8 protein-coding genes and 2 rRNA genes (1 of these 10 running past the window's edge) are annotated in these 12,600 nt (G+C 68.2%); all 10 read left to right on the top strand.

Going from position 1 to position 12,600, the window contains the following annotated elements; all coding sequences use genetic code 11:
• Positions 1–3,020 (top strand): 23S ribosomal RNA (locus tag FB384_RS21125) (it extends 68 nt beyond the left edge of the window).
• 103 nt (positions 3,021–3,123) lie between these two features.
• Positions 3,124–3,240 (top strand): 5S ribosomal RNA (gene rrf / locus FB384_RS21120).
• Between the two features lie 106 nt (positions 3,241–3,346).
• Positions 3,347–4,822 carry a tetratricopeptide repeat protein gene (locus tag FB384_RS26940; protein WP_183786554.1) on the top strand — a complete coding sequence of 492 codons (1,476 nt, stop codon included), beginning with the start codon at positions 3,347–3,349 and terminating at the stop codon, positions 4,820–4,822.
• The gene (locus FB384_RS21110; protein WP_183786553.1) at positions 4,815–5,825 is read left to right on the top strand and encodes an HAD-IIA family hydrolase; all 1,011 of its coding nucleotides are present in this window, start codon (positions 4,815–4,817) and stop codon (positions 5,823–5,825) included. Before FB384_RS26940 ends, FB384_RS21110 begins: the two co-directional genes overlap by 8 nt.
• A gap of 118 nt (positions 5,826–5,943) precedes the next feature.
• Positions 5,944–6,153 (top strand): hypothetical protein, encoded by a 210-nt coding sequence (locus tag FB384_RS21105; protein ID WP_183786601.1) that lies wholly within the window; start codon positions 5,944–5,946, stop codon positions 6,151–6,153.
• Between the two features lie 57 nt (positions 6,154–6,210).
• A complete protein-coding gene (locus FB384_RS21100) occupies positions 6,211–7,032 on the top strand; it encodes a TlyA family RNA methyltransferase (protein ID WP_183786552.1) in 822 nt (273 codons plus the stop codon).
• A gap of 25 nt (positions 7,033–7,057) precedes the next feature.
• A complete protein-coding gene (locus tag FB384_RS21095; protein WP_183786551.1) occupies positions 7,058–7,981 on the top strand; it encodes an NAD kinase in 924 nt (307 codons plus the stop codon).
• Between the two features lie 198 nt (positions 7,982–8,179).
• Positions 8,180–10,165 (top strand): DNA repair protein RecN, encoded by a 1,986-nt coding sequence (gene recN, locus FB384_RS21090; RefSeq protein WP_183786600.1) that lies wholly within the window; start codon positions 8,180–8,182, stop codon positions 10,163–10,165.
• Between the two features lie 192 nt (positions 10,166–10,357).
• Positions 10,358–11,542: a putative cytokinetic ring protein SteA gene (gene steA / locus FB384_RS21085; RefSeq protein ID WP_183786550.1), complete on the top strand. Its 1,185-nt coding sequence runs from the start codon at positions 10,358–10,360 to the stop codon at positions 11,540–11,542.
• A complete protein-coding gene (locus FB384_RS21080; RefSeq protein ID WP_183786549.1) occupies positions 11,539–12,489 on the top strand; it encodes a copper transporter in 951 nt (316 codons plus the stop codon). Before steA ends, FB384_RS21080 begins: the two co-directional genes overlap by 4 nt.
• Positions 12,490–12,600: the final 111 nt, after the last annotated feature.

Genomic DNA, 12,600 nt, shown 5'->3' with positions numbered 1-12,600 from the left:
CGATAAGCCTCGGGGAGTTGTCAACCGAGCTGTGATCCGAGGATGTCCGAATGGGGAAACCCGGCACCCGTGATGGGGTGTCACCCGCCGGTGAATATATAGCCGGTGTGGAGGGAACGCGGGGAAGTGAAACATCTCAGTACCCGTAGGAAGAGAAAACACTAGTGATTCCGTGAGTAGTGGCGAGCGAAAGCGGAGGAGGCTAAACCGTATGCGTGTCAAGCTGTCAGGCGTTGCGTGTGCGGGGTTGTGAGACCTGCCGTCCGGGGACTGACATTCCTGGGGATGGTTTGCATGGTTAGTGGAACACGTTGGGATGCGTGGCCGTAGTGGGTGAGAGTCCCGTACGCGAAAACTGTGTGGAATCGTTGTGGTGGTGTTCTCGAGTAGCAGCGTTTCCGTGGAGGGCGCTGTGAATCTGCCGGGACCACTCGGTAAGCCTAAATACTTCCTGGTGACCGATAGCGGACAAGTACCGTGAGGGAAAGATGAAAAGTACCCCGGGAGGGGAGTGAAAGAGTACCTGAAACCGTGTGCCTGCAAGCCGTCAGAGCCTTCGGGTGATGGCGTGCCTTTTGAAGAATGAGCCTGCGAGTTCGTGCTGCGTGGCGAGGTTAACCCGTGTGGGGTAGCCGTAGCGAAAGCGAGTCTGAAGAGGGCGTTGTAGTTGCGTGGTCGAGACCCGAAGCGAAGTGATCTACCCATGGCCAGGCTGAAGCGCCGGTAAGACGGTGTGGAGGGCCGAACCCACTTAGGTTGAAAACTGAGGGGATGAGCTGTGGGTAGGGGTGAAAGGCCAATCAAACTTCGTGATAGCTGGTTCTCCCCGAAATGCATTTAGGTGCAGCGTCGCGTGTTTCACTGTGGGGGTAGAGCTACTGGGTGGCTGATGGGCCTGATCGGGTTACTGACGTCAACCAAACTCCGAATACCATGGTGTGAGAGCGCGGCAGTGAGACAGCGGGGGATAAGCTTCGTTGTCGAGAGGGAAACAGCCCAGAACTCCGGCTAAGGCCCCTAAGTGTGTGCTTAGTGGAAAAGGATGTGGAATTGCAGAGACAACCAGGAGGTTGGCTTAGAAGCAGCCATCCTTGAAAGAGTGCGTAATAGCTCACTGGTCAAGTGGTTCTGCGCCGATAATGTAGCGGGGCTGAAGTACACCGCCGAAGCCGAGTCACTGCAACAACTGCTAACGCGGGTTGTGGTGGGTAGGGGAGCGTCCTGGGCCCGATGAAGCAGCCGGGTAACCGAGTTGTGGAGGGTGTGGGAGTGAGAATGCAGGCATGAGTAGCGAATGTACAGTGAGAATCTGTACCGCCGGATGACCAAGGGTTCCTGGGCCAGGTTGTTCCGCCCAGGGTAAGTCGGGACCTAAGGCGAGGCCGTCAGGCGTAGTCGATGGAGAACGGGTTGATATTCCCGTACCCGCGTGTGTGCGTCCATGGTGAGGCGTCGGATACTAACCACCCGAAGCCGCATCGTATCCTTCGGGATGTGGTGTGTGTGGAGCGTGGGACCTGATGGCGTAGTAGTCAAGTGATGGGGTGACGCAGGAAGGTAGCTCCGCCAGTGAGTGGTAGTACTGGTGTAAGCGTGTGGCCCGCAGAATAGGCAAATCCGTTCTGCATGTGGGTGAGGCGTGATGCGTAGCCGTTGTGGTGAAGTAGAGTGATCCTATGCTGTCGAGAAAAGCCTCTAGCGAGTGCGTGCGTGGCCCGTACCCGAAACCGACACAGGTGGTCAGGTAGAGAATACTAAGGCGATCGGGTGAACTGTGGTTAAGGAACTCGGCAAATTGCCCCCGTAACTTCGGGAGAAGGGGGGCCAGCCATCTTGAAACCCTTTGCGGGTTAGGGGTGGCGGGCCGCAGAGACCAGCGGAAAGCGACTGTTTACTAAAAACACAGGTCCATGCGAAGACGCAAGTCGAGGTATATGGACTGACGCCTGCCCGGTGCTGGAACGTTAAGAGGACCGGTTAACCATTTCGGTGGTGAAGCTGAGAATTTAAGCGCCAGTAAACGGCGGTGGTAACTATAACCATCCTAAGGTAGCGAAATTCCTTGTCGGGTAAGTTCCGACCTGCACGAATGGCGTAACGACTTTCCGGCTGTCTCAACCACAGGCCCGGCGAAATTGCACTACGAGTAAAGATGCTCGTTTCGCGCGGCAGGACGGAAAGACCCCGGGACCTTTACTATAGCTTGGTATTGGTTTTCGGTTCGGCTTGTGTAGGATAGGTGGGAGACTGTGAAGCTGACACGCTAGTGTTGGTGGAGTCGTTGTTGAAATACCACTCTGGTCGTGCTGGGAATCTAACTTCGGACCATGATCTGGTTCAGGGACAGTGCCTGGTGGGTAGTTTAACTGGGGCGGTTGCCTCCTAAAGGGTAACGGAGGCGCCCAAAGGTTCCCTCAGCTTGGTTGGTAATCAGGTGTTGAGTGTAAGTGCACAAGGGAGCTTGACTGTGAGACTGACGGGTCGAGCAGGGACGAAAGTCGGGACTAGTGATCCGGCACCTCCTGGTGGAAGGGGTGTCGCTCAACGGATAAAAGGTACCCCGGGGATAACAGGCTGATCTTGCCCAAGAGTCCATATCGACGGCATGGTTTGGCACCTCGATGTCGGCTCGTCGCATCCTGGGGCTGGAGTTGGTCCCAAGGGTTGGGCTGTTCGCCCATTAAAGCGGCACGCGAGCTGGGTTTAGAACGTCGTGAGACAGTTCGGTCCCTATCCGCCGCGCGCGTAGGAGACTTGCGGAAGGCTGTCCCTAGTACGAGAGGACCGGGACGGACGAACCTCTGGTATGCCAGTTGTCCCGCCAGGGGCATGGCTGGTTGGCTACGTTCGGAAGGGATAACCGCTGAAGGCATCTAAGCGGGAAGCCTGTTCCTAGATGAGGTCTCCCACCCGTGATGGGTTAAGGCCCCCAAGAGATGATTGGGTTGATAGGCCAGACATGGAAGCGCAGTAATGTGTGTTTGAGTGGACTGGTACTAATCGGCCGAGGACTTGCCTACAAAGGTTGCTACGCACCCACTCTACGATCCTGAAACACCACACCACCCCACACACGTGGGTTGTGTGTGGGGAGACAACAGTCAGTGTGTTGTTTCGTAGTGTTTCGGTGGTGATAGCGGTAGGGGTACGCCCGGTCCCATTCCGAACCCGGAAGCTAAGCCTGCCAGCGCCGATGGTACTGCATCCGAAGGGGTGTGGGAGAGTAGGACACCGCCGAACTTACTTACAGTGGCAGGGCCCGCCGGAAGCGACTATCCCGACAGGGATGGGCGCCCGGCGGGCCCTAGCCGTATGCTCAACCAGAACTTCAACAGTGGGAGGACCCGTGTCCGACAAGAGCGGGCGCGACCGTTCGGGCCGCGACGACCGTGGCCGATCCGAGCGTTCCGGCGGCGCCGGCAGTTCCGGCAATCGTGGCCGGGGCAATCCCGGGCAGCCGGGACAACAGGGCCGAGGCCGTCCCGACGGCGCACGAGGTGGTGCCGGCGGCGGCCGATCAGGCGGCCGCGGTGACGACTCCCGTGGTGGCCGGGGCGGTTACGGACGCGGGTCCGACGACCGGCGAGGCGGCCGCAACGACGATCGGCGTGGTGACGACCGCCGCGGTGGCGGGGGTGGCTACGGCCGAGGTTCGGACGAGCGCGGACGGGGCGGCGAACGTGATGACCGGCGCCGCCAGTCCGGTGGTCGCGACGATCGCCGGGACCGGTCGCGGGACGATCGCACCCGTGACGATCGCGAGCGTGGTCGGGACGAGCGGAAGTTCGGGGACCGGAAGGCTGGCCGGGACGACCGCGGCCGCAGCGGTGGTCCGCGCGACGATCGCGGTCCCCGCGACGGCAAGGGCAGGCCCGGCGGGGACTCGCGTCGGAGGGACGACTCGCGGTCGGGCTACGGCGAGCGGCGCTCCGGCGGCGGAGACCGGACGTTCCGGGACGATCGGAAGCGCGATGACCGAACCCGCGACCAGCGAAACCGGGACGACCGTGGAGGGGACGACCGCAACCGGAGTGACGGCCGCACGTTCGGCGACAACAAGCGTCGGGACGATCGCCGTCCCGACCGCGGCGGACCCCGCCCCGGTGGCAAGCCCGAAGCCGGGAAAACCGAGCGTAGCGGTCCGCGTGACGTGCCGAGGGAGCCGGACCTTCCCGACGAGGCCGAATACTCGATGCTCGACGCGGAGGCGAAGCGGGAACTCCGCGCGTTGCCGAAGGACTTCGCCGAGCGGATCGGCCGGCACCTGGTTGCTGCGGGCATGCTGCTCGACACGGACCCGGATGCGGCGCTGTCCCACGCACGCTATGCCAAGAAGCGCGCCTCGCGGTTCCCCGTCGCGCGGGAGGCGCTCGGGCTGGCCGCCTATCACACCGGCAACTGGTCCGAAGCGCTCTCGGAACTCCGGGCGGTACGGCGCATGACCCACACCGACGCGCACATCGCGGTGATCGCCGACTCCGAACGAGCGATGGGCAGACCGGAACGGGCGATCGACATCGCCAAGGAGACCGACCTCGCGGGCCTGCCGAAGGAGACCGCCGTCGAGCTGAAGATCGTCGAGGCCGGTGCACGCCGTGACCTCGGCCAGCTCGACGCCGCGGTGGTCACGCTGCAGGGCAGCGACCTGGATCCGCAGCGCCCGCAGCCGTGGAGTGTTCGGTTGTTCTACGCCTACGCCGACAACCTCGCCGCGGCGGGACGCACGGCCGAGGCGGTGCAATGGTTCCTGCGGGCCGCCGAGGTCGACGACGACATGCAGACCGACGCCGCCGAGCGGGCCTCGGAGCTGGCGGATGAATGATGCCGCGACGCTGTTCGACGCCTGCGACGCGTTGCTGTTCGACCTGGACGGCACGATCTATCGTGGCGGCGACCCCGTACCGGGAGCCGCCGACGCGGTCACGCGGGCGCGTGGCCGCGGCACGCCGGTCCGGTTCGTGACGAACAACGCGTCGAAAGCGCCGGACGCCGTGGTGGCGCACCTGGCGGACGTCGGTGTGCCCGCGGGCGATGACGAGGTGAGCACGAGCGCACAGGCAGGCGCGCGACTGCTCGCCGAACGGCTGCCGTCCGGATCGACGGTGCTCGTCGTCGGCACCGAGGCGCTCGCCGACCAGGTCGCCGCTGCCGGACTGAAGCCCGTGCGGACCGCCGATGACCACGTGGCCGGTGTCGTGCAGGGACATTCACCCGAAACGGCGTGGCCCGTGCTGGCCGAGGCCTGCCTGGCGATCAGGGCGGGCGCGGTGTGGGTCGCGTGCAACGAGGACACGACGCTGCCCGCGGAACGGGGCCTGCTCCCCGGCAACGGCGCCATGGTCGCCGCGCTGCGGGCCGCCACGGGGGAGGCTCCGCTCGTAGCGGGCAAACCGGAGACGCCGCTGCTGCGCCTCGCCGCGGACTCGGCCGAGAGCACGCACCCACTCGTCGTCGGGGACCGGCTCGACACCGACATCGCCGGCGCCGTCGCCGCGGGGATGGACTCGCTCGCCGTCCTGACCGGCGTGGTGACACCGGCAGGCCTGGTGACGGCCGAGCCGACCGAACGACCCCGATACATCGCCGCCGACCTCGCCGCACTGGACGAACCCGCTGCGCTCGTTGCGGTCGGACCGCAGCAGGCCTGGCACGTCGACACCGGTGGCGACGCCCTGACGGTCACGACGGCCGGAACGGGAGAGCACGCCGGACCGGTCGCGCTGCTGCGCGGCCTGTGCGACGCGGCGTGGCGCACCGGAACGACCGCGGTGCGCGCGGGCGACACCGCGGCGGAGACCGCCCTGGCCGAGCTCGGCCTCGGCTGAACGACCCGTCCCCAGCCGGACGCGTCCGTGGCCGGACCCGGCGCCGTGCGCAGGTCCTGGCGGCAACGGCCGCCCACGCCGGATCGGATAGCGTTGGGGCGTGCACGACGACAGCCCGGTGCCCGGCCCGCCGCAGGAGGCCGGCCAGGAGACGCCACCGAACCACGATGCGGCAGCGGCCCAGGACACCGACCCGAAGGCCGGTATCGACGACGCCGTCGCCGCTCTCGACGACCTCGACGAGGTTCCGGTGGCCGAACACGTCGAACGGTTCGAGGCCGTGCACACCGAGCTCACGGTGGCTCTGTCCAGCATCGACAAGGTGTGACCGTGACAGCCAGCGGCTCGGGCACACCGATGTACCGGCGGGGAAAGCGGTCGGGCCATGCCGCGTAGGGCACGGCTCGACGCCGAGCTGGTGCGACGCGGCCTCGCGCGATCCCGCGACCAGGCCAGCGCGCTGATCGGCGAAGGCAAGGTCACCGTCCGCGGCATGGTGGCGACCAAAGCGGCGACGAGCGTCGAGCCGGACGCGCCCATCGTGGTCCGCAGCGACGACGATCCCGGCTGGGCGTCGCGGGGTGCGCACAAACTGCTCGGCGCGCTCGAGGCGTTCACCCCGGAAGGGCTGACCGTCGCCGGTACCCGCTGCCTGGACGCGGGAGCGTCGACCGGCGGGTTCACCGACGTACTGCTGCGGGAAGGTGCCCGCGAGGTCGTGGCCGCCGACGTCGGCCGCGGGCTCCTCGACTGGCGTCTCCGCACCGACGAACGCGTCCTGGTGCTGGACAAGACCAACGTCCGCAGTCTCACCCCCGACGACATCGGCGGTCAGGTGGACCTGGTCGTCGCGGACCTGTCGTTCATCTCGCTCAAGCTCGTTCTCGGCGCGCTCGCTGCGTGCGCGGCCGACGGCGCCGACCTACTGCCGATGGTGAAACCGCAGTTCGAGGTGGGGAAGCAGCGGCTGGGCAGCGGTGGTGTCGTACGCGACCCCGAGCTGCGCGCCGAGGCCGTGCGGGACGTGCTGGCGTCGGCGGCCGAGCACGGTCTGCATCCGCGCGGCGTAACGGCCAGCCCGCTGCCCGGGCCCTCCGGCAACGTCGAATTCTTCGCCTGGCTGCGCAAGGCCGGGCCGGACGCCGGTGCCGAACGGCCCGATCCGGAGCAGCTAGTGCGCACCGCGGTCGAGAAGGGGCCGCAGTGACGGAGACGACGGTGAGGGGGCCGCAATGAGTTTCGGGCCTCGCGAAGTGCTGCTCGTGGTGCATCCGGACCGCGAGTCGACCCAGGACGCCGCGCGCGCGGTCGCCGCGCGGCTGGCCGGCGCCGGGATCGGCCTGCGCGTCGTCGACGACGAGGTGCGTCAGCTCGTCGGCCGAGCGGGGGACACGCCGTGTGTCGTGGTCGACCCGGATCACCGCCCGGCAGACGGGGCCGAACTGGTGCTCGTGCTCGGCGGTGACGGCACCCTGTTGCGGGCGGCCGAACTGGCACGCCCCGCCGGGGTCCCGGTGCTGGGCGTGAACCTGGGCCGCGTCGGATTCCTCACCGAGGCCGATTCGCACGCCCTGGCCGACACCGTCGAACGCGTCGTACGGGGTGCCTACCGCATCGAAGAGCGGATGACGATCGACGTCACGGTGACCCGCGGCGACGAGGTCGTGGCGGCGACGTGGGCGCTCAACGAGGCGAGCGTGGAGAAGTCCACCCGGGAACGCATCCTCGACGCGCTGATCGAGGTCGACGGGCGGCCGGTGTCGGCGTTCGGCTGCGACGGCGTGCTGTGCTCGACGCCGACCGGCTCGACCGCGTACGCGTTCTCGGCGGGCGGGCCGGTGGTGTGGCCGGACGTCGAGGCGTTGCTCGTGGTGCCCAGCAACGCGCACGCCATGTTCTCGCGGCCGCTCGTGGTCTCGCGCGAGTCGATCATCACGGTGAGCGTCGACCCCGACGGTTCGCCCGCGGTGCTGACCTGCGACGGACTGCGTCACATCGAACTCGACGCCGGCATGCAGGTACGAGTCGTGGCGGGCACGGTGCCCGTCCGGCTGGCACACCTGTGGGACGGGCCGTTCACCGACCGTCTCGTGCACAAGTTCTCGCTCCCGGTGAAGAGCTGGCGCGAGCGGCACGATCGCGGCGACCCGAGCTGACCGCGAGGTTCGGCGAGCCGTGCCACGGAGGCACGACACGGGGTCGCGTACCGACCTCCTGCGGGCGAGTCGTGGCACGGAACCGCTGCGTGACGCGGGCCGAGGAGCGGTATCGACAGGAGTCCGACCGGACCGCGTACGCGATGTCTCACCCGTGCATCCTCCCGGTTGTCGGTGACTGCCGATACGGTGGTGCGCGTGCTGGCCGAGATGCGAATCCAGGGCCTCGGAGTGATCGAGGACGCCCTGCTCGAACTGCACCCGGGTCTCACCGTCGTCACCGGTGAGACCGGGGCGGGCAAAACCATGGTCGTCACCGGACTGCACCTGTTGTCGGGTGGCCGTTCGGAGGCGTCGAAAGTGCGCGCGGGAGCGGCCAAGGCGACCGTCGAAGGGCGCTTCGAGGGGATCGACGCGTCGGGTGACCGTGCGCCGACGATCGTCACCGACGCGGGTGCCGACATGGACGAGGACGGCAGCGTCATCGCGCTCCGCTCGGTCGGCGCCGACGGCCGCTCGCGGGCCCACCTCGGCGGCCGGTCCGTACCGGTCGGAGTGCTCGGCGATCTGGCCGAGCAGCTGATCGCCGTCCACGGGCAGAACGACCAGCTGAAACTGCTGCGCGCGGCGCAGCAGCGCGCCGTGCTCGACCGGTTCGCCGGTGACCCCGTCACGACGCCGCTCGCCGAGTACCGGCGGATCCGGCGTGAATGGCTCGACGTGATCACCGAGCTCGAGGAGCGGTCGTCCCGGTCGCGGGAACTGGCGCAGCAGGCCGACATGCTTCGGCACGGCCTCGCCGAGATCGAATCGGTCGCCCCGGAACCCGGCGAGGACACCGAACTGACCGAGCAGGTCAAACGCCTGTCCGCGGTTGACGAGCTGCGGGAGGCGGCGTCCGCTGCGTCGGCGGCCGTCTCGGGCGCAACCGACGGCGAGCCGGACGTTCCCGGCGCGCTCGGGCTGCTCGCCGAGGCCCGGCGCAGGCTGTCCGCGGCCGACGACACGGTGCTGCGGGACCTGGAACCACGCCTGGCCGAGGCCGCCACGCTGCTGTCCGACGTCGGCGCCGAGCTCACCGGCTACCTCGACGGTCTCGAAGCCGACCCGGCGCGGCTGGAGCAGATCCTGGCCAGGCAGTCGGACCTGAAGAAGCTGACCCGCAAGTACGCGGCCGACGTCGACGGCGTCCTCGCGTGGGCCGATGACGCGCGCGAACGGCTGGCGGGCCTGGACACCTCCGACGAGGCCCTGGGCGAACTCGCCGCCCGCCGGGACGAGCTGGCCGGACAGCTGGCGGCGCACGCCGAGGCGGTCAGCACGGCCCGGCGCGCCGCCGCGGCCGACCTCGCTAGCCGGATCACCACGGAGCTCGCGGGGCTGGCCATGGGGCAGGCCGAGGTCGAACTGGTCGTCGGTGCCAAGACCGCTGACGAGGCCGACCCGCACGCCCTGACCGTGGCCGGCCAGCGCGTGCACGCCGGCACCGACGGTGTCGACGAGGTGGAGCTGGTGCTGAAGGCCCACTCCGGGGCTCAGCCGATGCCGGTGCACAAGGCCGCGTCCGGCGGCGAGTTGTCGCGCGTGATGCTGGCGATCGAGGTCGTGCTGGCCCATGCGGACCCGGTGCAGACGCTCGTATTCGACGAGGTGGACGCCGGTGTCGGGGGTCGTGCCGCGGTGGAGATCGGTAAGCGGCTCGCCACGTTGGCGCGCACCCACCAGGTGCTCGTGGTGACCCACCTGCCGCAGGTGGCGGCCTTCGCCGACCGGCATCTCGTGGTGGACAAGGGTACGGCCGAGGGCATCACGCGCAGCGGTGTGACCGTGCTGGACCCGGGACACCGCGTGGACGAGCTCGCGCGCATGCTGGCCGGCCTCGACGACAGCGAAGCCGGCCGCGCCCACGCCGAGGAGCTCATCGCCACCGCGGATACGTACAAATCGGACCCCGCACCGCGCGGCGCCGGCACGCCCGGTTCGACGTCTCGCGCCGGTGCGAAGGCCGCCGGAGCGAAGGGCGCCGCTGCGAAGGGTGCCGGAGCGAAGGGTGCCGGAGCGAAGGCCGCTGGTTCGGACACCACGGCGCGGCGGAAGGCCTCACCGGCCGCGTCGAGCGGCGGAAAGAAGACGTCCGGAAAGTCGGCGACCGAAAAGAAGTCGGGCGCTCGCGACCGGACGTGACCCGTCCGAAGTGGATCTCCGCCGAGGGCGGCGGTGGCTTCGGAACCTGCCGGCTGCGGCGCGCCCACCGACGGTGAGACCCGTTCCCGGCCGCCACGGGTGGTGTGATCCTTGGCGCGAATGACGGTGATCGTCGGCCCTCCCCGGCGCGTCGCCGCCGTTTTCGGCGAGTTCGTTTGCCAGTATCGAGCCATGAAACTCTCCGGCTTGCTCACCCGGGCCAAGGAAACGCTGCCCGGCACCAGCGGAGTGGCACGCGTCGACCGGCGCACCCGGGAGTTGTTGCGGCGGGTGGGCTCCGGGGACGTCGTCGTCATGGACGAGGTCGACATCGACCGTGCCACGGCGGATGTACTCGTCGCGGCCGAGGTGGCGGCGGTCGTGAACGCGGCACCGTCCATTTCGGGGCGCTTTCCCAACCTCGGCCCGGAGATCCTCGTCGAAGCGGGCATCCCGCTGATCGACAACGTCGGTGCCGACGTGGTGCAGCGCATCAAGGACGGCAGCAAGGTTCGCCTCCACGAAGGCACGCTGTACTCGGGGGATGAGGCGGTCGCGTCCGGCACGGTGCAGACGGCCGAGAGCGTCGCCGACGCGATGATCGAGGCCAAGGCCGGCATGTCCACCCAGCTGGAGGCGTTCTCGGCCAACACGATCGAGTTCCTCCGGCGGGAGCGCGCCCTGATCCTCGACGGCGTGGGCGTGCCCGAGTTGCGTGTGCAGCTGAAGGACCGGCACGTGCTGGTCGTGGCGCCGGGCAACGAGCACGCCGAGGACCTCAAGGCGCTGAAGAAGTACATCAACGAGCACCGGCCCGCGCTGATCGGCGTGGATGCGGCCGCCGACACGTTGCGTGAACTCGGGTACACCCCGGACGTGGTCGTGGGCGATCCCAGCGGTATCGGGGCGCAGACACTCAAGGAATGCCACGAGGTCGTGGTGCCGGCCCAGCCGGACGGCTACGCGCCGGGCGTCGAACGCATCCAGGATCTCGGAATCGGCGCGGTGACGTTCCCGGCATCGGGCAACTCGGAGGACCTGGCCCTGCTGCTTGCGGACACCCACGAGGCGGGCCTCGTCGTCACGATCGGGTTTCAGGCCACGCTGCGGGAGTTTCTCGACCACGGCCGGTCCGGGTCGAACCCGTCCACGTTCCTGACACGGCTCAAACTCGGCACGAAACTCGTCGACGGCAAGGCAGTCGCCACGTTGCACCGCAACCGCGTGTCGATGAGCGCCGTCGTGCTGCTGGTGCTGGCCGCGCTGGCGGTGGTCGCAGCCGCGCTGCTCGTCTCCGACGTCGGCAGCGTGTACGCCGACTGGCTGCGGGACACCTGGAATTCGTTCGCGTCCTGGGTCAGGGGGCTGCTGTCGTGATCTCGCTGCGGTACCACATCGTTTCCATCGCCGCGGCGTTCCTCGCACTGGCGATCGGCGTCGTGCTCGGTTCGACCGCGCTGAACGGGACGCTGCTGTCCGGGCTCTCGGACGAGCGCGGAGAGCTCGCCGCCAAGGTCAGTGATCTCGAATCGCAGCGCAACGCGTTGGAGGCACAGCTCGCGGACGCGGACGAGTTCACCGGGTCGATCGGCGGCAGCGTCGTCGACGGGCAGCTCGACAAGCGGTCGGTCGTGTTCATCACCACGCCGGACGCGAGTTCGGCCGACCGGGACGCGCTGACCGAGCGGGTCGAGCAGGCGGGTGCCGAGGTCACCGGTGAGGTGCAGCTGACGGAAGCGTTCACCGATCCCGGCCAGTCCGACCAGCTCCGCGAGATCGCCACGCGGTTGCAGCCGTCGGGGGCGAAGTTCCCGACGGCGGGGGACCCGGGCACCCTCGCCGGGGCGCTCGCCGGCTCGGTGCTGTTGCTCGACGGCAAGAACGCGAAGCCACAGGCGTCCGGTGACGAACGGCAGGCCGCGCTGTCCGGGCTGACCGAGAGCGGGTTCGTCAATCCGAGCGAGGATTCGGTGAAACCGGCTCAGCTGGCGATCGTGTTGACCGGCGGTGAGGCCACGGGCGAGGGCGCGGGCAACAAGGCCGCGACGATGGCGCGGTTCGCCGCCCAGCTCGACCGTTCCGGTGCGGGTGCCGTGCTGGCCGGCAAAGAGGGTTCCGCGGGTGGCAGCGGTGCCGTGGGCGTGGCCAGGGCGGACACGGCGACGACGTCCGTGTTGACCACAGTGGACAACGTCGGTTCGCATTCCGGCCGGATCGCCACAGTGCTGGCGTTGCGTGAGCAGCTCGAGGGGGACGCCGGCCGCTACGGCACGGCCGGCAACGCCGAGGCTCCCGCACCGGGGGTGGACCGGGAGAACCGCTGACGCCCCGACATCGTGCGGTCCCCTCTGACATCGCGCGGTCCGGAGTCGTAGGCGCAACCCCGGTCGGAACCCGATCCGGTGAGCCGCGCCGTGTCGTTCCGGTGCCGCGTT

Origin of the sequence: Prauserella sediminis (genome assembly GCF_014195435.1) — a bacterium.
Lineage (GTDB): Bacteria > Actinomycetota > Actinomycetes > Mycobacteriales > Pseudonocardiaceae > Prauserella > Prauserella salsuginis.
This window is presented reverse-complemented; position numbering and strand designations above follow the sequence as displayed.